This window comes from Marinifilum breve (assembly GCF_003202155.1).
In the GTDB taxonomy this organism is placed as follows: Bacteria; Bacteroidota; Bacteroidia; order Bacteroidales; family Marinifilaceae; genus Marinifilum; species Marinifilum breve.
Genome location: NZ_QFLI01000012.1, coordinates 1 through 24,825 on the forward strand (window position 1 = coordinate 1; position 24,825 = coordinate 24,825).

General features: G+C 34.2%; 15 protein-coding genes and 1 tRNA gene. 5 read left to right on the forward strand and 11 right to left on the reverse strand.

The genetic code is table 11. From position 1 onward, the window contains the following. From DF185_RS20185 to DF185_RS20195, 3 genes are all read right to left on the reverse strand, one after another. A partial coding sequence (locus tag DF185_RS20185; RefSeq protein ID WP_133250105.1) for an Ig-like domain-containing protein occupies positions 1-9,139 on the reverse strand: 9,139 nt, incomplete at its 3' end. A 323-nt stretch (positions 9,140-9,462) separates the two neighbouring features. Further along, positions 9,463-10,848: an aminopeptidase P family protein gene (locus DF185_RS20190; RefSeq protein WP_110363069.1), complete on the reverse strand. Its 1,386-nt coding sequence runs from the start codon at positions 10,846-10,848 to the stop codon at positions 9,463-9,465. A 138-nt stretch (positions 10,849-10,986) separates the two neighbouring features. Then, complete coding sequence (locus DF185_RS20195; protein WP_110363071.1) at positions 10,987-11,442, reverse strand: Lrp/AsnC ligand binding domain-containing protein; 456 nt, start codon at positions 11,440-11,442, stop codon at positions 10,987-10,989. 315 nt (positions 11,443-11,757) lie between these two features. Here DF185_RS20195 and DF185_RS20200 point away from each other — a divergent pair, with 315 nt between their 5' ends. Beyond that, positions 11,758-13,230 carry a cobyric acid synthase gene (locus DF185_RS20200; RefSeq protein ID WP_110363073.1) on the forward strand — a complete coding sequence of 491 codons (1,473 nt, stop codon included), beginning with the start codon at positions 11,758-11,760 and terminating at the stop codon, positions 13,228-13,230. A gap of 3 nt (positions 13,231-13,233) precedes the next feature. Then, complete coding sequence (locus DF185_RS20205; RefSeq protein WP_110363075.1) at positions 13,234-13,776, forward strand: AAA family ATPase; 543 nt, start codon at positions 13,234-13,236, stop codon at positions 13,774-13,776. On the opposite strand, the gene DF185_RS20210 is transcribed toward DF185_RS20205, so the two are convergent. From DF185_RS20210 to DF185_RS20225, 4 genes are all read right to left on the reverse strand, one after another. Continuing rightward, entirely contained in the window at positions 13,752-14,420 is a 669-nt protein-coding gene (locus DF185_RS20210; RefSeq protein WP_110363077.1) for an adenosylcobinamide amidohydrolase, read from the reverse strand. The two genes, DF185_RS20205 and DF185_RS20210, sit on opposite strands and share 25 nt — an antisense overlap. Positions 14,421-14,422: 2 nt before the next feature. Continuing rightward, positions 14,423-15,370 (reverse strand): tRNA-dihydrouridine synthase family protein, encoded by a 948-nt coding sequence (locus DF185_RS20215; RefSeq protein ID WP_110363079.1) that lies wholly within the window; start codon positions 15,368-15,370, stop codon positions 14,423-14,425. A gap of 9 nt (positions 15,371-15,379) precedes the next feature. Further along, on the reverse strand, positions 15,380-16,006 hold the full coding sequence (locus DF185_RS20220; RefSeq protein WP_110363081.1) for a hypothetical protein: 627 nt from the start codon (positions 16,004-16,006) through the stop codon (positions 15,380-15,382). Between the two features lie 549 nt (positions 16,007-16,555). Then, entirely contained in the window at positions 16,556-17,083 is a 528-nt protein-coding gene (locus DF185_RS20225; protein WP_110363083.1) for a TlpA family protein disulfide reductase, read from the reverse strand. 134 nt (positions 17,084-17,217) lie between these two features. Here DF185_RS20225 and DF185_RS20230 point away from each other — a divergent pair, with 134 nt between their 5' ends. Continuing rightward, positions 17,218-17,724: a DUF4251 domain-containing protein gene (locus tag DF185_RS20230; RefSeq protein ID WP_110363084.1), complete on the forward strand. Its 507-nt coding sequence runs from the start codon at positions 17,218-17,220 to the stop codon at positions 17,722-17,724. Here DF185_RS20230 and DF185_RS20235 read toward each other — a convergent pair whose 3' ends face one another. Together DF185_RS20235 and DF185_RS20240 are read right to left on the reverse strand one after the other, a co-directional pair. Further along, a complete protein-coding gene (locus DF185_RS20235) occupies positions 17,725-18,237 on the reverse strand; it encodes a hypothetical protein (RefSeq protein WP_110363086.1) in 513 nt (170 codons plus the stop codon). 11 nt (positions 18,238-18,248) lie between these two features. Continuing rightward, entirely contained in the window at positions 18,249-18,665 is a 417-nt protein-coding gene (locus DF185_RS20240) for a DoxX family membrane protein (protein ID WP_110363088.1), read from the reverse strand. A gap of 387 nt (positions 18,666-19,052) precedes the next feature. Between DF185_RS20240 and DF185_RS20245 the strand changes: the two genes are divergently transcribed. Then, entirely contained in the window at positions 19,053-20,711 is a 1,659-nt protein-coding gene (locus DF185_RS20245; protein ID WP_110363090.1) for a M28 family metallopeptidase, read from the forward strand. A gap of 118 nt (positions 20,712-20,829) precedes the next feature. Further along, positions 20,830-23,349 carry a hybrid sensor histidine kinase/response regulator gene (locus tag DF185_RS20250; RefSeq protein WP_110363092.1) on the forward strand — a complete coding sequence of 840 codons (2,520 nt, stop codon included), beginning with the start codon at positions 20,830-20,832 and terminating at the stop codon, positions 23,347-23,349. A gap of 61 nt (positions 23,350-23,410) precedes the next feature. On the opposite strand, the gene DF185_RS20255 is transcribed toward DF185_RS20250, so the two are convergent. Together DF185_RS20255 and DF185_RS20260 are read right to left on the reverse strand one after the other, a co-directional pair. Beyond that, entirely contained in the window at positions 23,411-24,616 is a 1,206-nt protein-coding gene (locus tag DF185_RS20255; protein WP_110363094.1) for an L-serine ammonia-lyase, read from the reverse strand. Positions 24,617-24,723: 107 nt separating this feature from the next. Further along, a tRNA-Pro gene (locus DF185_RS20260) sits at positions 24,724-24,798 on the reverse strand. Positions 24,799-24,825 lie beyond the last annotated feature (27 nt).

The following is a 24,825-nucleotide window of genomic DNA, read 5'->3' on the forward strand; positions in this document are numbered from 1 at the left end:
TCCACTCATAATTTAAATCACGTCCTGTAGCTTTTGCTCTAAACACAACATCTTCATTTTCACAAACTGTTTGATTTGCAATTGGATCTAATGTTGGTTTTGGATTAACAACCTGAGTTCCTACTGAAATATCAGAGCCACATTTATTAGACACCTCAACTTTATAATTGCCTTCCATTGCTGTTGTTGCATCTCCTAAATTCAACTGAACTCCAGCAACAGTATTTGTTGATCCATCATTTAATGTCCACTCAATATCATCGTAAGATCCAGTTACACTTACAGCACCTAATACCAAAGGATCACCTTCACAAACTGCTATTAGATTTGCAATGCCATCTCCATCAATTGAAGGAGCTTGCATAATGGTAATATTAGTTGTGTAAGTATAGGTTTTACCACAATGATCTTCAACAATACACTCATAGATTCCTGAATCAGCATTAGTAACAGCAGCAACCAAATAATTCGTTGTTGCTGTTATTGGATTTCCATTATGAGTCCAGGTGTATGATTTTACATCTCCTGTTACATCAACTTCAAGATTTAATTCACTACCAAAACAAATTGCATCAGGGTCCACCCAATTATTTACAGTAGCAACAGGTTCATATACATTTATATATCCTGATACGGATTCCGTTGAACAGCCATCAAACACTTCTACTTTATATTGACCTGATTCACTCTTATATGCAGGTGTAAATGTATAGTCGGCATTTGTTGCCCCTGGAATTTCTAATCCGTCTTTATACCATTTGTATACAGGAGAGAGTGCAGGATCAATATGATCTATACTTACCGATAAGGTCTGTAAACTACCTGTGCACATTTCACTACTATTTGCCCATGCCTTCAAACTTAATTTTGAACGATGAACAACTGTAAAATCATCATTTCTGTCAGGACAAACTCCATTACTAACGGTTACTTCGTAGTTTCCGTTATCGCCAGTTCCAATATTTACAATTGCAGTTGTAGAAACTTCTGTAGCATCTTTGGTCCATGAATAAGTTAACGGTGTAGTTCCTGCTGTTACATCTAATGTAATTTGCTTACTCTCATCATAACACAATTCTTGATTATCAATATCAGTAAATACAATTGGTTCATAAACCTCAACTTTCACTTCATTTGAAGTATCATCAGCACTCGATCCATCTTTCACGATACAACGGAAAGTCCAATTCCTCATTGAGATTGTTACATTATCAATATGAAGTTTTGCTCCATTAGTTACAGCAACATTTGACATTCCAGATACTCCATCTGCATTTTTATATCCAGTACCATCATTGTATTCCCATACATAAGTTAATGCAGCACCTGTTCCTGTAATTTCAAAATCAATCGCATCACCTAGACAAGCCTGAAGGTTTGTTGGCTGTGTAAAGATTTTGATTAGAGCATTCACAGTTAAAGTTACTATTGCACTTTCTACATCAGATGAACAAGTATTACTTACCAGGCAACGATATTGATTTCCATCAAACGAAAGATTTGCTTTAGTAATTGTTAAACTTGCTGTTTTACATCCTGAATATACTCCTGTATTGGTTAAATCATTCCAATCATTTACTCCTGGACCAACCCATATTTGCCATTGGTAATCTATTGGCTCTTCTCCAGTGGTAGTCAACTCAAATGTCGCATTTTCACCATCTGAAATTGTAATGTCACTTGGTTCAGAAGTAATTGTCACTCCCTGATTTACGATCAATTCTGCAACATCGCTAGTTAAGTTATTTCCACATCCATCTGTAATAATACAATAATAGGTATTACCATCAACAGCTTTTAGTGGTGTATATTTATTACCATCAACTAACGAAGCTGTTACTGCCACTCCATTTTCAAACCATTGATAGCTTAATGGAGCATAACCTTTAGCTACAACGGTAAATTCAGGAATTGGATCTCCTTCGCAAATGGTATTTCGTGAGGGATGGGTTGTAATATTCAATTCATCACGAACTGTTATAGTAAATGTTCTACTTTCAGTTACACAAGCATTAGAAACTTCACACACATAAACAACATCTGCATTAATTTCATCAACATAGTATGAATCAGTTGTTGACAGAATTGTGGCAGGAGCACCTTGCACATACCATTTATACTCTTTATCATCACCCGTTGCTGCAACAGAAAGGTTTCTAGATTCCCCCTTACAAACTTCTGTTGGCGTATCAGGATTAACTGGTGAAGTAATTGCCACTTCTTCCCATACTGTTAATTTCGCTTTATTTGTTGGATCAGGAGAACCAGTACCAATTGCAACTTCGCAATAAAATTCCCAACCATCCATTGCTGTTGTTACTGGATCAATTGTCAATTGTCCAGGAATAGTAACATCCCAAGTTGGTTCGGCATATTTAAATGTACCTCCATCACTATAAAACCATTTGTAAGTGTCTACTGCTCCTACAGCTTTCACTGTAAAAGTAACTGGTAAATTTTCACAAAGCTCCATATTTGATGGATGTGATTCAATTAAAGCTAAAGGATCAATTAATAGTTTCGCCCTATTGCTTTCAATAGAACGAATACAGCCTTTTGTTCCATTTGTTGTTACAACACAACGATATTCTTTACCATCGAAACCTCCAACAATCGTTGCATTTTTAACCGTCAACTTCTCAGTATCAACACCAAAGTAATTAGTTGCATCATTAGCTAAATCATTCCAATCATCAGCAGCTGGGCCAACCCAAACTTGCCATTGATAAGTATAATCAGGTTCTCCAGAAGCTGTTACACGAAAATATGCTGTTCCATTATCAGCAATTGATTGATTTTGAGGATTAGTTACTGTAAGAGGTTTTACAAGTGTTAACAAAGCACTTTTTGAAGTAACTGTATTACAATCAGTAGACACAAGGCAATAATAAGATTGTCCATCCTGGGGAGTATCTACAGTTAAATTTGCATTATCAGTACCAACTGCTACATCATTTTTATCATACCATTGATAAGTAAATGGTCCATCTCCATTTGCTGTTACTGTAAATGTTGGGTCAGCATCACTTTCACACATTACTACATCCTCAGGATCAACAAGAGTTAGCAGCTCTAATACATCTACACCAAATGTTCTTGTTTCATTATTACAATTCTGATCGTTATACACATCAACCTTATAAGTCGCCTCATCAGAAAGAGCAACTTTTGCAATACTAAAAGTAGCAGTAGTTGACAAAATTGTTGTCTCATCTCCTACCTTAAACCATTTGTATTTTAAGTTCTCACCTGAAGCTTCCACTGTTATTGAGAAAGGTGCACCTAAGCAAGCTTTAAGGTTTGGATCATCCAACGTAGTAACATCTATATTTTCCCATACCCCAACAGTAACTTCATTAGATGGCTGAGGTGTACTTACTCCATCACTCACAAGACATCTGAATCCCCAGTTTTCCATATCTTGTGTTGCACCAGAAATTGTGAAGGTAGAAACTTCTACATCCTTTTCTAATTTTGCATTCTGAAAATTATCATCTCCTGTGTGATATTGCCATTGGTATGTCAGACCTGTTGTCTTTGTTCCTGTAATTGAAAATGTAATATCTTCCCCCTCACATACTACTTGATTTGCTGGTTGTCCTGCACTAATAATTTTGTTAACTGAATTTATTGTAAGTTCAGCTTCATCACTAGTTGCGGTAGCATTTAATACACAAATAGCCCCATCACTTGTTACCACGCATCTGTATTTTTTACCATCAAATTCATCTTTCAGCGCATTTGTAATTTTAAGTTCCGAAGAATTTACTCCTGAGTATTTTGCACCAGCAACCGGCTCCCAATCAGACCCATTCCAAATTTCCCATAGGTAAGAATAATCCTTCTCTCCTGAAGCTATTACGCTAAAGGTCGCATCTGCTCCATCATTAATCGTTAAATCATCAGGATTGGTAACTGCAACTTTTGGTATAATTGTAAGAGTTGCTTTTTTGGATGTTGCCGTTCCACAACTTCCAACTTTTCCAGTCACTTCACAATAATAAGTTTCACCATCAACTAAAGTGGTTTCGGTATAAGTGGCTGATGTAGCACCAACAATTTCACCTGCACTATTGTACCACTGATAGTTTGCTCCACCTTGAGCATCTCCTGTAACTATAAAATCAACTGAAGTTTCTGTATCACAAATTATTTTATCAGATGGATTTGTAACAGTTGGATTTTTATTTACCACTACATCAAATGATAGTTTTTGATTACCACATCCCAAATCATTATACAATTCAACTTTGTAAGTTCCAGCTTGTGTCAAATCAACATTGCTGATATTATAAGTAGGTTGATCTGACAATGTTGTACTTGGTTCTGTTTCCTTATACCATTTGTAATGAATTTCATCTCCACCGGCATTCGCGGTAATGACTAAATTTAACTCGTCATTTTCACAAACTGTGTTTATTACAGGAGGTTGAGCTGTAATTACAATATTATTTCTAACATCCAATTTAATAGAAACTTGATTACCTCCACAGTAATCAGAACTCACCTTAGCAACGTAGGTTCCGTCGTCATCAGGGCTTGCTGCAGGATTAATTACGAAATCAGTTGCAACTGCATTACCATCAGTCACTAAAGCTCCATCTTTCCACCAACTAATCCCTTTATGTTCTCCACTTTCGGTGATTTTTAACTCAACGAGACCAGCACATTTGTTTACATTGTTATCAACGGTACTTAATATTGGTTTCTCGTGAACTTGAACAATATACTTTTTCTCCAAGTTATCACAATTTCCAAGACTTGTTACTTTTGCTTTGTAAGTATAAGTTCCTGGTATATCGTGTTTACTTAATTGTACTTGATTTACATCACCAATACCAACTAGTGGATTATCAGCATTATCAGTCCAACTTACAGTATAAATGTCGGCATCTCCATTCACTTCAACATCAAGAATAGGTTGTTCTCCTTGACAAATATGAATAGTTTCATCGGCTGGAGAAACTATAGAAACATGTTCGTGAACAATAAGCTCTCTTTGAATATTAACAACATCTCCACAAATTAAAGTAACTGCACAATAATATATTCCTGCATCACTAAGTTTTACTGGATTAATAGTTAGTGAACCTGTTGATTCACTTAAGATTGTTACATCTCCTGCTTTATTTTTAAAACTCCATTCAAAGTTTGGAGTTCCAGTATAGACTATATCAATACGAAAATCGGTGTCACCAACACATTTTTCAATTGCAGTTCCAGTTGTAGAAGTAGTTACTTTTTCAATACTTAAATTAGCTGTTGCAATTTTTGAATTTCCGCAATGATCTGTTACAATACATTTATATTGTCCTAAATCTGCATCCTGAACATTTGTTAGACTCAAGAAATTCTTATTTTCTCCAATAATAGTTGTATTTGTATTGTCTTTCCATTCATAAGTCAATTCTGACAAAGATGAAACATTATTAACGTCAACTACAAAGTCAACATCTTTTCCAATACAAGTAGTAACATCATTCATCGAAACTGCTCCAAAATCAGGAATCAGGTTCCAGGTAAATTTATGAGTGAAATTATCTCCAACACAATTTGGTACAGCTATAAATTCCCATGTCCCTTGGGTGGTTGTATTCACTTCGAATGTGTATGGATTTGTGATTACAATTTCTGAACCATCTGGCTTCTTAGCCTTATACTCTGCTACAGCTCCATTATCATCAAAAGTAACTGTTACATTTGTTGGACTGCAGAAAGGACCAATAGCACTTGTAGTAATACCATTCACAATCATCTTTGGCACAACAGTTAAATTTGCTACAGATTCCTTGCTGTCACATCTATTTGAAACCACAACCTTATATTGTCCTGCATCGGCAAGTTCAATTGGAGCTATAATCTTCTGAGTAGCATCTCCATCTATATCAACACCATCCTTTTGCCATGAAAAATTATAGAATGATTCAGGTTGAGAAAGTGAAACTGAAAAAGTATGATTGCCATTTCCTTCACAAGGATTTGCATCATCTAAAGGATCGGTAATTGTAACATTAGGATATACATCTAAATTATCAATTGGAATTGTTAGATCTCCAGTACATTTAACATTACCATCAACAGTTGTATAAACACTGGTAGCACTTACTGAATAAGTAAGATCTCTATGAGCCATTGTTGCTGGAAATTTTAAAATTGAACCTTGTTCAGTTAAACCTGTGGTTCCTTCTTTCCAATTGTAGATTATTGTACCATTACCTGTTGCATCTGCGGTTAAAATGATATCGTTATTTTCACAAAGGCCAGGGTTTACCGTTAAAGAATTTAAAACTGGTGCAGACAATACTTCTAAAGTAACTTCATCAAATGCCAAACCACATCCATTTTCAGCTTCGCATCGAACTACATAAGTTCCTGCATCATATCCGGAAAACACAAAAGGATTCTCCAATGAGACTGGATCAACTCCTCCATCTATGTACCACTTAACCTGACCTGCATCACCTGTTACCAAGGCATCAAGAGTTGCAGTTGTTCCGTAACAGAAATTGGTTTTGTCAGGTCGAATTTCAACTGTTGCAGGTTCATCTACTAAAACAGATAAATCAATATGTACATCATCTGTCGAACTAGCACAGTCTTTATATTCCTCTTTAAAACCAATTCTACATCTATAATCTCCTTCGTCATCCTGTTGTGGATTTAAGAAAATCAATTCATGTGTTTTGGTTCCTGAAAATTCACCTGCAACATCATCCAAGTCAATATAATTTCCATCCGCATCCTTTTTAGACCAGGAATAACTATACCAACTTGTGTCTCCATTCGAAACATTTATAGAATTTTCTGTTCCCTTGCAGAACTGGTACGTTTTTCCACTATTTGAATAACTATAATTAGGAATTACTTTTGCAACAAATACAGCAGTTGCATCAACCGAAGGACCAAACGAAATGCTATCGATAGCAAATGCAGACTGAACTCCAGAAGGGTTTTTATTAACTAATTTAATTACTCCTATCTCATCTGCAGACTTAGGACGCCATACCGAAGTTACAGATTGCCATGCATTGGGATCGTTCATTGTAAAATTATCCTCAACGAGTTGATCATTTACAAAAACCTCTAAAGTTTGAGGATTATTAAATTGTGCATCACTCACATTATAAACACTACGACCATACACTCTTAAAATATATGTATATCCCTCAACAACATCTATGGGAATTGTTTCCAGAATTGTATCTCCAGCATTTTTAGAAATCGCCATAAACATGTAATCATTATGAAGATCATTAAATTTAGGCGATTGAAATTTTGGATTTGCTTGTGTGGTTTCAAATACACGACAATATTCTCCAGGATTATTCAATTGGGCATAATCTCCCTTTCCAGCGTAAGTATAATTTGAAATAGGCTCTTCACTAAAATCTCCATTCGTCAGCTGATCCAATGATGGATCCCTATATGAACCAACAACATAGTATGATGTTTCTTCATCTGGAACATCCACAACTATTGACTTTGTATTTGAAAAAGGTTTACTATTGATATCATTAACATACCATTCGAAGAAATCTGCAGAACCTTGTGCTGTTATTGTTATTTTTTCATCATTAAAACTTTCACATAATACTCCTAAATCCGTTTCAACATTTACATCCAAGTCGGGTATAATCTTCGAAATGGCTTTAGTAAAACCTGAATAGTAACCCGCTGCACCGACCCAAGCTGATTCAACAATCCAAGCTACATTTATTGCTTTATTCGCAAAAAAGCGATAATGCCCATTTAGATTTTCATCAAATTTATACATCTCCCACTCTTTGGAAGTTCCAATAGGTATTGCTTCAGAATGATCAAGAGTTATTGCTTGCCCTCCATTTCTTGAGTATCGAACTACGGCATTATGCTGAGTTAATATCGTTATAACTCCATTAACATTTCTTGTATCATCTGCAAGCAAATGTGATTTGGGCACTGTAACTTCTCGTATACCACTAGTTGACAATGGAGGTATAAAATTCATACCTACGGTCGGTCCTATTGTACTTTTACTTCCTGACAATGTTTGATATACATAAATATCTTTACTAGAAGTAACATAAGCATAAACACCATTCTTATAAGGGTTGTTTATGACATGATAATCACCTTTATCTAAAGTAGCTACTAAAATATCATTCACACGAACTTCAGTATTATTATCTGTAGCTATAACAATAGGACGTTCTGTAGTATTATCCCCCTGTCCCTTCATCAAAACATACTTCTTACCAAGTCTTTCTATTGGAACTATTTGGTCAATACCCATATCTTGTCCATTACTTGGTCCTGATGTCCATGAACCAGAATTTACAACAATGGGCTTAGTAGAATTAACAGAAGTACCATTCATCCCATTTCTTTCAAACCAGTTTAGTTTTGTGAATTGTGAAAAATCATGATCTACAGCAATTACATAACTCTCTCCTTTATCTAAATTAACAGATATCGACTCATCAGGCGAAATTGATCTTAACTTAACTTGACTTCCTTCTAAAATTGTATAATATCTACAGTTTATATTGCTAAAATTTATATCAGTATCTTCCTCTGTAGCCATAACAGATATAAAATGACTCCTCCTTTGTGTAGCATTGTTTTTATCAGTATAAACATGACCAGTATAAAACTCCGTTCCATAGGCATAAGTACCTTTAGTTGTTAATGATCCCCCTTGCGCATAAGTTGAATGACGAATATTAACAAAAAATGGGGCATCATTTGAGTAAAAACGATATCCCTGATCTGTTAATTTTTTGTTCAAGTCATTTACACCAATCACATTGTAAGGAAAATCGTAGCTAGTTGGAGGATTATATGGTTTTGATATCGTACCTGAATTTTTCCCTTTCGGTGTCTTAAATAAAAATTCCCCAGGCGTATCATTTGTAACACTAATTGTTTTTATAAACTTCTTACCTTGATATACTTCAACAGTAATAGCATCAGAATTTGTAGACAATATTGCTTTATGTATTCCAATATCCTGAGTACTATTTGATCCATTATAAAACGGTGGTACATAGTGCTCATAATCATACTGAGCAAATCCGGACAAAGGAATTGCTATTAGTATGAAAATTGAAATTGACTTTAATATTTTTTGAAAACGAGTAAAGATCTTATCATTTCTCATATCTAAAGATTCAAGGTTATAGTGGTTAAGTTTAAAATATTTATTTGCAAATATTTCAAATCACATCTTTCTATTATTTTGCATTAATCAACAATGCTATTTCAGCTAGTTAGAGTTAGAGCATTCAATATACTTATTAAATCATTGCATGGACACTTTAATTAATTACACAAATACACCTATTAAACTGATAAAAGGGCTTATTTGTTACATATTTGAATAAATTTTCAGTAAAGTTAATAAAAATTAAACATGAGGTCAAGCTAAAAAAAACGGTCTCTCAAAGGAGAGACCGTTAGTCAATATAAATATTGGGCTTATAATTATTTCATGATGTCTTCTACCTCTTCAACTGAAATAGGAATTCTTTTACCAATTAACCTATTTCCTGTTTCAGTAACAAGAACATCATCTTCCAAGCGAATTCCACCAAAATCACGATACTCATTTACCTTATCGTAGTTGATAAATTCTGTATGTAATCCTTCATTTTGGAACTTGTCAATTAATGCAGGAATAAAATAAATACCTGGTTCGTTGGTTAGTACAAAACCTGGTTTAAGCTCCTTACCTAAACGAAGGTAAGCTGTTCCAAACTGATCTATTCTTTGTACCTCATCATCATAACCAACATAGTTTTCACCAAAATCTTCCATATCATGAACATCCAGTCCCATCATATGACCAAGGCCATGTGGCATGAACAATGCATGAGCACCAGCTTTAACGGCTGCATCAACATCACCTTTCATTAAACCTAGCTCTTTTAAACCTGTTGCAAGAACCTTACAAACCTCAAGATGAATGCTTTGGTAAGTAACACCAGGACGAATTAATTCATTTCCTTTGTTGATTCCAGCAAGTACGATTTCATAAATTTCTCTTTGCTTTTGGCTGAATTTACCGCCAACAGGAATTGTTCTTGTATTATCAGAAGCATAATGAGTATCTGTTTCAGCACCACTATCAACCAACAATAAATCACCAGTTTTTAGTAGGTTACCATGCTCATGATTGTGAAGAGTTTCTCCTCTTTTTGATACAATAGCAGGGAAAGATAACAAGCCACCAGCACGAAGAGCAATGGCCTCACATTCTCCTGCAATTTCTCTTTCATACACACCATCTTTAGCCATTCTCATAGCTGTAGTATGAATTTCATAACCGATTGCCGCAGCTCTTTCTAACTCTTTTATTTCATATTCATCTTTAATTTCACGCAAAGCAACAACAGCTTTAATAAATTCCACAGAAGCATTCTCCTTTATAGCATCAAGTGGTGTTCCTAACATTTCGTGAATTAATATTTTGTTCTCAGCACGATAAACTGGTAAGAAATGAATTTTACGACCTTCTTTAACTGCCTTAGCAACAAAGTTTTTCAATTCAGCAAAAGGAGCTGTATTTTCCAAACCAAACTCAGCAGCCTGATCCACAACACTTGGCTGAGGTCCCATCCAGATAATATCATCAATATCTACATCATTACCGAACACATAGTCTTTGTTGTTATCAATATCAAAAACACCTGCAAAACCTGGATGATCGATACCAAAAAAATATAGAAATGTACTATCCTGACGGTAATGATAAATATTACCAGCATAGTTCATTGGAGCGTCTGGGTTACCTAAAACAATTGCGATACCATCTTTCATTGATGCACGCAATTTCTCGCGTCTGTTTATATAAACTTCTTTTGGAAACATGTTAATAGTATTTAAATTTTAAGATTTTGTAAGATACAAAAATAGCTTGCTTTTAAATTCTTTTTTATGTCATTTATCAGTTTAATCCATAAAAAAAGGCTTCCTAATAGGAAGCCTTCATTTTTTGATATCAGCTCATTATAACTTTATTTCTCTATCTACAGTTTGATCCAAAGAAATTAGAGTTTCCGTTTTGGATACTCCATCAATATTCTGAAGCGTATTTATCAACACATCCATAAGATGCTGGTTATCTCTACACAACATCTTCACTAGAAATGTATAATTACCTGTAGTAAAATGACATTCCACAATTTCTGGAATCGCTTCAATACTATCAACAACCATTTTATATTGATGTGCATGATCTAGAATTATTCCTACAAATGCACAAACTTCGTAGCCTAACGCTCTAGGTTTTACAATAAAACGCGATCCATCAATAATGCCAGCGTCTTCAAGTTTTTTTACACGTTGATGAATTGCCGCTCCCGAAATCCCACATTCTCTAGCAATTTCAAGAAAAGGTATACGTGCATTTTTGATCAAATAAGACAATATCTTCTGATCTACTTCATCAATTTGAATCTTCATGTTCTAACAATTAGGGTCAATCTAAATGGCTTATAATCATCATCCATTAGATGAATTCTTTACAATTAACTTGCAAGCATCTTACAAATCATTACAATAATAGCAAAATTAATAATAATTTATAACCATATGAAATCTATTAACCTGTGATTACAAATTTAGAATGAATAAACTCTACATGATTTTATATCAAGAGTATTTAAATCTAACATTAGATAATTTCAAATAGAATGTTTAAAAACCAATTCAACTCACCAATAAAAAGCTATTTTTGCCAAAAACTAAGGAAATAGATTGAGCTTAAGATTTTAAAACATGAGAAAACTAAAACCTGTAATGTTCGTTGGAACAGGATCTGATGTTGGGAAAAGTATTGTAAATACCGGATTCTGTAGAATTTTAAAACAAGATGGATATAATCCAGCTCCATACAAGGCACAAAACATGTCATTAAATTCTTATGCCACTCCAGAAGGTTTTGAAATCGGAAGAGCTCAGGCTGTTCAAGCAGAGGCATGCAGCATAGATTGTCACTCCGATATGAATCCCATTCTTTTAAAACCAACAAATGACAAAAGTTCTCAGGTGGTTTTAAACGGAAAGCCAGTTGGCACACAAAGTGCATATGATTATTTCATGGGAAATAACAAATCTGCTTTATTTGAGGAAGCCAAATCTGCTTTTTATCGATTGGAAAAACGATACAACCCAATTGTTTTAGAAGGTGCTGGAAGTATTTCTGAACTAAATCTTAAATCCAGAGACATTACCAATATGAGAATGGCTATGGAAACAGATGCAGTTACTTACCTTATTGCTGATATTGACAAAGGTGGTGTTTTTGCCAGTGTTTACGGCAGCATAGCACTTTTGGATGAAAAGGAACGAAATCAAATCAAAGGAATTCTTATTAACAAGTTTCGTGGAGATATCAAGCTTTTTGAAGAAGGAAAAAAAATAATTGAAGACCTTACTGGCAAACCTGTTATTGGAGTTCTTCCCTATTTTAGAGATATTCATATCGAAGAGGAAGATTCTGTAAGTTTAGAAAAGAAATTTAACAATGCACAAGAAGGAAAAATCAATTGTGCTGTTATTTTGCTCCCTCGAATGGCGAACTTTACTGATTTTTCTGTGCTTGAACATGATCCTAGAGTTCATTTATATTATACTAATAACATTCAGGAAATTGAAAATGCCGACATTGTTATTATTCCTGGAAGCAAAAACACCATTTCTGACCTACAAGAACTAAAAAACAATGGCGTAACCAAGGCCATAATTAATGCACGCAAGAATGGCAAAAAGGTGATTGGCATTTGCGGAGGATACCAAATGATGGGAAATATAATCACTGATCCCAAAGGCATCGAAGGTAGTATAAAGCAGATTAGTGGACTTGGATTACTGCCAATAGAAACAGAAATTACAGACGAAAAATTGACTGATCAATGTGAATTTGCTTTTAAAAATTATACTGATACCTGTGAGGGCTATGAGATTCACATGGGACAGAGCAAATCATTGGTTCAAGGTAATAGTTTGAACAAATTATCAAACGGCAAACAAGAAGGATATATTTTAGATGATAATTGCTGGGGGTCCTATATTCACGGAATCCTGGATAATCCTGTTGTTATTAATGATTTATTATCAGGATTTAAGGCGACATCCAATGATGATTTCAATTATAAAAAATTTAAAGAAGAACAGTACGATAAATTAGCCGACGCAATCCGTAAGAGTGTTGACATGAAGCTATTTTACCAACATTTATCGCAAGAGTAAAATATGGAAGTAAATAACAGATATATAATTACTGGCGGTCCAGGCTCTGGTAAATCAAGTCTTTTAAATGCGTTGATTGATAAAGACCATAAAGGATTTGAAGAAATATCCCGTATTGTTATTCGCGAACAACACGAATTAAACGGTGATAAACTTCCATGGAAAAATCTGGCCGCTTTTGCTGAAATCTGTTTTGAAAGAATGAGTAAACAACTTAAAGATTGCAACTCAACAAATTATTGTTTTTACGACAGAGGTATTCCTGATATCATTGCATATGTGCGACGCGGAGGTCTGAAAGTTCCAGAAAAATACTATGAAAAAAGCAATCAGTACAACCCAATTGTATTTATTGCTCCTCCTTGGCAAGAGATATTTATAAACGATGCCGAACGCCCTGAATCATTTGATGATTCAATGGAAATCTATCAGTTTCTAAAAGAAACTTACAATGAACTTGGTTTTCAAACTATTGAACTCCCAAAAGTTTCCATTAAAGAAAGAGTACAATTTATTGAAGATTACTTATCAGCTTGTAAAGACTGAGTTATACCTTGAATTACAGCCTTGGCCAATAATTCTCCAAACAAAACATGTTTGCCACAATAAATTACTTCAGGACCATCTCCACAAGCAATTGCTGCAGAATCAGTTCCTGTTCCTGTTGCTATATTATCAGAAACACGGCTTTTAACGTTCAAATCTTGCATGCAGGCAGCCTTGGCTTCTGCAACCATCATTAAGCATTCTACCATAGCTGCATCCGATAAACTAGCATTTGTTACTATTAGTATATTAATGGTACCTACTTTCTCACACTCCTCATTCATGAACTTGTAATCAGCCGGATCACCAGCTCTTCTTGCATTTGAAACACCCGCAGTTACTAATGCATCAATCCAAACCCCCTGTTCTTCAATATGAACTTTGCGAAAAGTTTTCATTATAGCAGCAGTCATCATACCAACACAAACTCCAGTCCACGAATTTGTTTCAACCATTCTGGCAAGGCTTACTTGTGGCTTTTCAAATTCAGTTCTCTCACCATTAAAATTTGCATCCACCTTTGTATTCAGAAAATGCTTTGCATTCTGAAATCCTCCATTTAAAATTGCAGAACTAAGTATTTTAGTCGGCGTATCAAATTCTACATGAAGAAATTGATGGTTATGCTCTATATTGTATTTCATCCTTAATCTAATTTCAGTCGTTGCGAAAAAGCAAATTCAACCGCTTGCTCATACTTCTTTATTCCTGCCGATTTCTTAATTGCTTTAAATACTTTTTTGTCATTATCGAAATGCGACGAAAAATACTCCCAAAATGGCTTCATTTTTTGCATGATTTGAGAATCTCCTTGTAAATATGAAGCATACAATTTAAAAATATCATTATGCATGTTTTTAAGTTGATCTCTTCTCTCATCAGAATCAGGCAAAGAAATTCCTTTTATCCTATGTGGCAACCAATAATCCTTCAACAAACCGCGCCCTATCATTACATGTTGTATGGTTGGAAATAAACCTTTGATCTTATCAAAGTCCTCTTTACAACAAATATCTCCATTGTATCCAAGGTAAGATTCATACTTCTCATACAAATCATTGAACCGATTTAAGTTTACCTTGCCTTTATACAGTTGCTTTCCAACTCTTGGATGAAGCATTACTTCTGATATATTATAATCTTTTAGAATCGGAAGTATTAAATCAATTTCAGAATCATCAACTAAACCCAATCGCAACTTTACCGATAAGTCTAATTTGTTATGAAATGCCGTCTTCAGAATATCTTCTATCTTATCAGGATTTGGCAACAATCCCGATCCTTTTCCTTTTTTTGTTACCATTGGATATGGACAACCCATATTCCAATTCATTTTTGAATAACCTAATTCTGAAAAGTAAGTTTCAAAGAAACTTAATTCTTCAGAGTTCCCACATAAAAACTGTGGAATCAAATCTTTACATCTAGCTTCGAAAGGCTCAACCTCTCTTTTATGGGCAGTTTTTACGATACCATCATTCTGTAAAACAAGAAAAGGAGTATAGAACTCATCTATACCCCCAATATTCTTTTGATAGGCTTGTCTAAAAACCCAGTCTGTATATCCTTGTAAAGGAGCAAGTGAAATTTTCATAAAATCTCTTTATCGTCCAAAACTTAAGACACCCAACAACTGCTTGCGTTGACGATAATAACTCAATCCCTCATCAGTAGCAATACTTTTTACGAACTCATCGATCATTGTATCGTAAATTGTTCCAAATTTAAATCTCTCAGGAGGATACAATTCCGGATTATGCATATCTTCTAAACGAGAAAGATACATACGCCCAACCATCTCACCACTCAAATCGTTTCTATACATTCCCTGTGCAATTCCCTTCTGAATGTTGATCTGAATTTTATCAAAAATAAATTCCATTCTATCTTCCATATGCTTTGCATAAATATCTGGAAAATATTGCTCAAGTTCCATTGTTATTGAAGGCGTAACATGTTCAAACTTATCATTAATCTCTTGACTAACGATAAATAAAATATCAATAGCATTTTGACCTTCGAAGTTGTACTCAAGAAAAATTGCTTCAAAACTCTTTCTCTCATACTCCAAAATTTTCTCTACCAATTCTTCTTTAGAATCAACAAATTTTGAGATATCTTCTTGTGTTACACCAAAATCTTTAATTTTTTCAAACGAAAAGTCCTTCAAACCATTCTTCAACAGAAAAGTTCTTACTTTTTCTATAACTTGTACAAACTCCTTATCCATATACACTTATCCCTATAAATTCCTCAAAATTGCACTAACGCAATTCCTCAATTCAATATAGCCATAAAATTAAGAAAATTCGCATGGTATATCTAATACAACTCGTAAATGATTTAGTTTTTCGAAGAATATTTCAACAGAACTGTAATAACTAACAACAGTAATGACTATCATTCTGTAACACTATAAATAAGTTCCACGTGTTATTCATCAATTAACAGCTCTTCATTGACAAAATGAGTTTATTCGTAAAAATCGGACTTACAATAGGGTGGGAATTAAAAACAAATAGTATCTTTATTGCAGAATGGATACTTTTAATACATAGGGTGATTGAAAGTTCTTTTTCATAAGTAAATTTAAGTAGTAGTTTTTGGGCGGCTAGTCACCGCCCATTTTTTTTGCCCTAAGGTCTTAATTCACCTTCCAATACCTTTTATTTTTACTATATCCCCTGTCATTTGAACAAAGCGAAAATGGAATAAATACTACACACTTACATTCAAAAAAATTAAAAAAGCTGCAATTAATATGCTTGCAGCTCCTTATTTATTTTTTTTCTAATTCCTTTTCAATTACTTTTTTCATTGCATTAAACTCCTCAGGATTAAATAGCCTTGTCAGAAAAATAATTCTTCCATCCCTATCAATAATTACATTTCGAGTCACTCCACTTTTTAGGTGTGCATATTTTGCAAAAATATTAGCTCCATCATCTAATCCAATTGGATATGTAATTCCTGTTGCTTTGATTAATTTATTAGCCTTTTCAAGCGGTTCATCTCTATCAATACCAAATAAGGCAAAATCCTTTTTCTTATGCACCTTCCAAATATCATTTTCAATATGTGGCATCTCTTTTCGACAAACTCCACACCAACTAGCTGTAAATTGTAACATTACCACTTTGCCTCTATAATCTGATAACTTAATTGTAGATCCATCCGTTAATTTCATTTCAAAATCAGGAGCCAAATCTCCCACTTGTACAATATATCCACGATTATCTCTTTCTTGAGAAAAAGATGTAAAAACAAATACCCCTAACAAAAAAGTAAGCAAAATAAATCTCTTCATTCTATTCAAATCTAATATATTAGTAATAGGCAGCAAACCTATTTAATTTCAACACAATTTCAAATTTTTTAACGAAATTGAACAATGTTTGGCATAGTTCATGCCAAAATGCATATGAACTAAAAAGTAAAAACATGAAAAATATCAAATTAATTGTTGTTATAATTTTCCTATTAGGATCGGCAAACAGTTTTGCTCAGCTAAGCGGAAAAGCTAAAAGACAACAAAAAAAGGAATTTAAAAAGCAAGAAATTGAACAATTGATAAGCAATCAAAAATTCACATTCATTCCGCGTTCGCTGACAACAAGTTCAGGTTACACCAAAGATTTAAACTTTTCATATGAACTAAAATTAAATCAGGATTCTTCAGAAGCTTATTTACCTTTTTGGGGAAAAGCACACCTAGCAAAAATTAATGATGAAGGAGGTATTCTTTTTGAAACAACAGCGGATGATTTAGAAATTAAAAATCTAAACAAAAAAGGCTATGAGATAAGATTTAAAGCCAAAGGAAAAGAAGATACCTATCAAATAAAATTGGAAGTTTCGAAACAAGGCTATTCAAGTTTATTCATTACTTCCAATAATAAAAGTCACATATCCTACTATGGTCACATAGAAGCAATTGATGAAAAATAACTATTGCTTTTTTGAAAACACACCTAATAATTTCTTTTTCACCTCATTCTTTTGAGAAGTTAAATACATATTTACAGCTTTACGCATCAGCTTATCTTTTACAAGAAATTTTCTTAAGAGATAAGCTGATCCTGCATATGGCAATGCGGCGATTAAAACATCTACAAGCTTTACTTTATCGCGTAAAGCATAAGCTATGTAAATCAGCTTTGCCAAAATATTACCCACTAAAAAAAGAATTGGCGGTGTCAATACTTTATAATCCACAACACCATGAAAAATTGCATATACAATGATTCCTGGAAATAATACCGAATCAATTATACCTGCAATAAGTGCCCAACCAGCAAGAACCGAACTTACATATAGAATGCCTGAGAATCCATTCTTGGTAATGGTTTTAACCAGATAATCCTTTTCTGCATTTTCAAACTCCTGCGACCTACTTACATAGATACAGAAAGTACTTTTGGCACATGAACATTTCTCATCGTAGCTTAACGAATTATTCATTTTATCTCTTATTATTTTTTAAGAATTTCTCTATACAATTGAGGTAAATTCGCTCTATAAATAAGAATCACACTAAGTACCAAAGCAATTATAGCCATTGCAAACAACTGTCCATTATCCGAAACCCCATCAACAACTACCTCAATTCCCAAAGGTGTAAATAAATGAAATCCTATAGCTCCCACCATTAAACCAGCAGTAATTAAGGATGCAAATTTCCAATAATTAGGTAAAAAGAATAGAATACCGGTAATCAGCTCAATTGCTCCGATTCCGTACCTTCCCCATGGCTCCATTCCAATGGTTGAAAAAATATGTATCGCTTGTGGATGACCAGAAAATTTAAAATGTAAAGTCTGAATTAAAATTATTGCTGTTACAATTCTTAACAACATTTCAATGGTTCTATATTTCCTTTTCTCTTTCATGATATGCGACTTAAATTCAACTTAAAACTACAAAAATGAATGAATTCTTTGAAATTCATCTTGATTACAATTGCAAGTTAGAATAATCATTACTACTAAATTGTGATACAGATTACAAAATCTACGATTTCATAAAACCTTCTGAATGTCCCGAGAAGACTACTTACTTTTGCTAAGGACAGCGTACTAATCAGAAGGGATGCTTACTTTTTAGAAGAGAAGCATCACAAGACGAAGAAATAACTTCTTTAGCCGCAGGAAGGCTTACTAATTGCAAGGATTACATTCCAGCTCGAAGGAAAGCATTCTCACATCAAAGCGGTAGTTTAATTTCAAGATAAAGAATAAAATCTAAGTATATTTGATCTTTGAAACTAAACCTAAAAGATGAATTTGAATAAACTAAGAAAAGCAAGCCTCTTTCTGCTTGCCTGTAGTATTTTTGCTTGTAGCAATCCTGAAAAGGAGCTTAAAAAAGCCGAATCGGTTATTTCTACTGAAAGAATGGTAGAATACATTAAGGAATTGGGCTCTGATGAGTATCAAGGAAGAAAACCTTTTTCGGAAGGAGAAACAAAATCTATAAACTACATTTCCAACCTGTATAAAGAAATGGGATTGGAACCTATAAATGGAGATTCTTACTTTCAGGAAGTTCCATTGGTAGAAGTAACCGTTGATGTTCCAGAAGGTATAAAATTACAATCCTCTATAGGCAAATCAGAGTTAAAATACCGTGACGATTTTGTAATCTTTTCAAGAAGATTGCAAGATAATATTGAGTTGAAAAACTCTGAAATGGTTTTTGCCGGGTATGGAATTGTAGCTCCAGAATATGGTTGGAATGATTACAAAGATTTGGATGTAAAAGGTAAAACTGTAGTGGTAATGGTTAATGATCCTGGATTTGGATCTACTGACAAGAGCTTTTTTAAAGGGAACGAAATGACCTACTATGGCCGATGGACCTACAAATACGAAGAAGCTGCAAGACAAGGTGCTGCAGGATTGTTAATTATTCATCAAACCAAACCTGCTGGTTATCCTTGGTCTGTAGTTTTAAACTCTGCTTCTGTTCCAAAATTATATCAGCAACCAAAAGACAATTATGAATCACGATGTGCTGCAGAAGGATGGATAACCTGGAATACTGCTAAAACTTTATTCAACTCTTGTGGTAAGGATTTGAATGAAGAGTTGAAAAAGGCTAAAAAACAAAACTATAAAGGCTTTGATTTGAATACTAAATTATCAGTTAAATTTCACAACAAAGCTCGTTTCGATAAAACCAATAATGTTCTTGGCGTTTTAAAAGGAACCGATTTAGCTGATGAATACATTTTTTACTCTGCACATTGGGATCATTTAGGAATTGGCCCTAAAATGAATGGAGATTCAATTTACAATGGTGCTGTTGACAATGGCACTTCACTTGCGTGGATGTTTGAGATAGCAAAAGCATTTAAAGCAATGCCACAAAAGCCAAGAAGATCCATTGTATTTTTTGCCCCTTCGGCTGAAGAATCTGGGTTAAATGGTTCTGGATATTATGCTGATCACCCAATTTTTCCTTTGAATAAAACCGTAGCCAATATCAATAATGACTTGATGTTACCATATGGTAAAATGAGAGATGTGATGATTACAGGCTATGGTCAATCTGAATTAGAAGATTATGTAGTTGAAGCTGCAAAAAATCAAGATCGCTATATCCTTCCTGATCCAAATGCTCAATCTGGAATGTATTACCGATCAGATCATTTTAGCTTTGCACGCGTTGGTGTTCCTTCATTATTTGTGAGAGGAAACAATGACCATTGGGAAAAAGGAAAAGAATTCATGTCGGAAAAAGAACAATATTGGTTGGCAAATCACTATCACAAACCTTTCGACGAATATGAAAATTGGTGGGATTTGGAAGGAGTTGTCGATGATGCCAAACTATTGTTTAGAGTAGGTTGGAAACTGGCTAACGAAGATAAATTCCCCAATTGGAAAGAAGGTTCAGAATTTAAAGCAATCAGAGAAAGCTACATGAACAAGTAAAAATTAAAAGAATGATTTTCGAATCATTCTTTTTTTTGTTTAGCAACATATGAATCTATTTTGTAAGCTTCACTAAAATTTATTATTTTAATAGTACATACTATTAATCAAACATTCTATGAGTCAGCCAAATACCCACAAAACAGCTGAATTACAAAAAGAAATTGAAAAATTGCGCAAACAAATTGACTCTCTAAATAAAAGAGAATATGATTTCTTTGGCAACTATCATCATGTTTTATCCAATGAAAAGATTGTAGCATTCTACTGGTCATTCAATAAAAATCAAATTCATTGGTCGGATTGTGCTGAAACTGTATTCGGCCTAAAAAACACCACTTTTGGAAATACAAAGGAAAGCTTCTTGCACTGCATTAAACATGAGGATACTGCAAGTTTTGTAGACAAACTCTCGGAATGTTTTAGTAAAAAATCAATAAATTGTGAATCAACCTTTAGACTTTCTGAGAAAAATAATTCAACGGTTTGGATAAAAGCCTCTTGCAAAATAGAGTACAATTCAAAAGGAGATCCTATAGAGCTTAGAGGAATTTTAAAAGACATTACTCCCATAAAAGAAACCGAAGAAGAGAGATATCTTAATAACCTTAGATATCAAACTCTATTCAATTATTCTCCTGTTCCTTTATGGGAAGAAGAATTCTCTGAACTTTATCAATATCTAGATGAACTAAAACAAAATGGCATTACAAACTTCAAAGAGTATTTTAATGAGCACCCTGAATCTCTTGCATTATGTTCGCAAAAAGTTAAGGTTACTGATGTAAACCTAGCTACTTTAAAACTGCATGATGCAGGATCAAAAGAAGAATTACTAGGAAATTTAGATAAAATTTTCACGCCAAGATCCTACGAAGTTTTTAAAGATGAAGTTATTGCTCTTGCGAATGGTCAAAAAGAATTTGAAACCGAAGGTGAAATTAAAACTCTAAATGGTATTGCAAAGCAAATTTACCTTAAACTATCAGTAGATTATAACTCTCTGGATCGCGCAAAGGCCATGCTTGCAACAATGGATATTACCGATAGAAAGAAAGCAGATGCAGCGCTTGCTGAAAGCGAAAGAAAGTTTAGAACATCGTTCGAAGCTTCAGATGTTGGAATGGCTATTGTAAGTGAAGACAAGAAATTCCGATCAGTAAATTCTGCATTCTGCAAAATGATGGAATCAACACCTGAGGATCTTAAAAAAAATAATTTTCTAGATATTACCCATCCTGAAGATATCGAGCTTAGCAAACAACGCTATCAGAAATGTAAAGAAAGCAAACAAGCATTTACTATAGAAAAAAGATATCTTACACATAATGGAAATTTAAAATGGGGCTTAACCAGTGTAAGTCCAATTTTTGATTCAAAAAATAAATTTCTTTATACAATAGTTCATGTTCAGGATATTACTGATCGAAAACACTCTGAAGAAGAACTTTTAAAAAGTAATAAAGAGTACGAAGTTTTAGCGGAGGAGTATAAAGATCAAAACGAAGAGTTAATTAAAGCTATTGAAGTTGCTGAAAGAAGCGATCGTTTAAAATCGGAGTTCCTACAAAACCTATCGCATGAAATTCGCACACCAATGAATGCCATACTTGGTTTTACAGATTTCCTTGAGCTGGAAAGCATTACTCCGACCAAACGCAAACAATACATCAACATCGTTAAAAACAGCGGATTTCAGCTATTAAGAATCATCGATGACATTCTAGAAATCTCAGCTTTGGAGACAAAACACGTTCAACTAAACGAAAGCGAGTTCAACCTTAACAACCTTCTAACTGAATTATTTACAATTTTTCAACCTCAGGCCAAGAAACAAAATTTATCGTTATACCTACAAAAAGATTTAAATGACGAAAACTGCTTTATTCGTTCTGATGAAGTCAAATTAAGAAAGGTGCTAGTTAACCTTATTGAAAATTCACTTAAGTATACAAACACAGGTTCTATTGAGATAGGATACCACGTTAATGAAAATACATTAGAGCTGTATGTGAAAGACACAGGTATTGGAATCGACACTACACGACATTCACAAATATTTGAAAGGTTTTCTCAAGCCGAAGGTGAAATTAACAACAAGCAAGGTGGATTAGGATTAGGACTTTCAATTGTAAAAGAAAACGTGAAATTACTTCATGGTGAAATAAAGTTAATTTCTAAAGTAGATGAAGGAAGTAAATTCATTATCGAATTGAAAAATTGTCTTATCCCAAATCAAGAAAACAACACAAAACAATGTGAACAAGGCAAAAACTGCAATATTTTAATTGTTGAAGATGAAGAAATAAATTATCTCTATTTTAAATCTTTAATGGAAGAAATTGCTCCTGAATGCCATTTAGATCATGCAAAAAATGGACTTGAAGCTATCGAACTTTTCAAACAGAAAGAGTTTAAGCTTGTTTTTATGGATATAAAGATGCCTGAAATGAATGGCTACGAAGCAAGTAGGGAAATTATAAAAATCAATCCTGAGCAGAAAATTATTGCACAAACAGCCTATTCAACAAGTGAAGATAAAATAAAAGCCAAACTGGCAGGCTGCAATGATTTCATATCCAAACCTATTAGCATGAAAACAATGCAGAAATTACTGGCAAAACACCTGGTTTCGTAAACAACGTGAACTCAAAAAATAATTGGCTCATTCGACTTTTATTCAAATGAGCCAAGATTTATTATCTATAGGTAAATCCTTTTAAACTAGCCAAACCTCCCAGTGAGGTTTCTTTATAAGACAAAGACAAATCCAGACCTGTTTTCATCATAGTTTCGGTCACCTGATCAAAACTAATTCTATGCCTTCCATCAGACAATAATGCATAAGTATTGTGATTTAATGCACGAGCTGCAGCAAATACATTACGCTCGATACATGGAATCTGCACCAAGCCCAAAACCGGATCACAAGTTAATCCCAAATGATGCTCCAAGCCCATTTCAGCCGAATATTCAATCTGGTAAATGGTTCCTCCATGCAATTGTGTTGCCGCGCCTGAAGCCATCGCACAAGCAACACCAACTTCACCTTGACATCCTACTTCTGCCCCAGAAATTGAAGCATTAAATTTCACGATATTCCCAATCAATCCAGCCGTAGCTAAAGCTTTCAAAATATCCTTCTTTTTAAACTTATAGAATTTCTTGTGATAGTATAGAATTGCTGGTAAAACTCCACATGCTCCACATGTTGGTGCTGTTACAATAGTTCCCCCTCCTGCATTCTCTTCTGATACCGCCAATGCATAAGAATAAAGCATCGAACGCTTTCGCATTGGTCCACTATAGGTCTTTGCTTTTAAATGATACAAATGAGATTTACGAGGTAATTTTAAACCTCCAGGAAGTTCACCTTCATTGTTCATTCCTTTCTTTATGGCATTTTTCATGGCAGTCCAAACCTCATCCAAAAAATCCCAAATTTCTTCTCCCTCTCTTAATAGAACGTATTCCCAAAGTTGCTTATCATTCTCCTTACACCACTGCAAAATAGTATCCATGGTGGTTAAATCGTAAATTGATTGTGATGAATGTTCTGTTTTATCATCAACAATAGCACCGCCTCCAATACTATAAGCAGTCCATTCTTCTACAAGTTCACCTGAATTACTAAAAGACTTTAACCTTAGTGCATTGGGATGCTTTTTCAAAAATTCCTTTGGCTTCCATATTAAATCAAGCTCTTTGCTCTTAAAAACCTCTTCAATAGCAACACCGGTAAGGTGTCCTTTCCCCGTTGCTGCAAGACTTCCAAATAGAGTTACCTCAAATTTATCATGAATAGAATTTCTTTGAAGAAATTCCTCTGCTGCCTTTCTAGGTCCCATTGTATGGCTACTAGAAGGACCACAGCCAATTCTATATAATTCTTTTATCGATTCCATTTCTGTTGTTGTTTAGTTGCGCACAAATTTAATAAATGCAACGAAAGGAATTACAATTTTGGCAGGCATAAAAAAAGAGAAGTTCAATAATGAACTTCTCTTCTCAGTCGGGGTGGCAGGATTCGAACCTGCGACCTCCTGCTCCCAAAGCAGGCGCGATAACCGGGCTACGCTACACCCCGAAAATTCGGTATTTTTTTTAATAAATC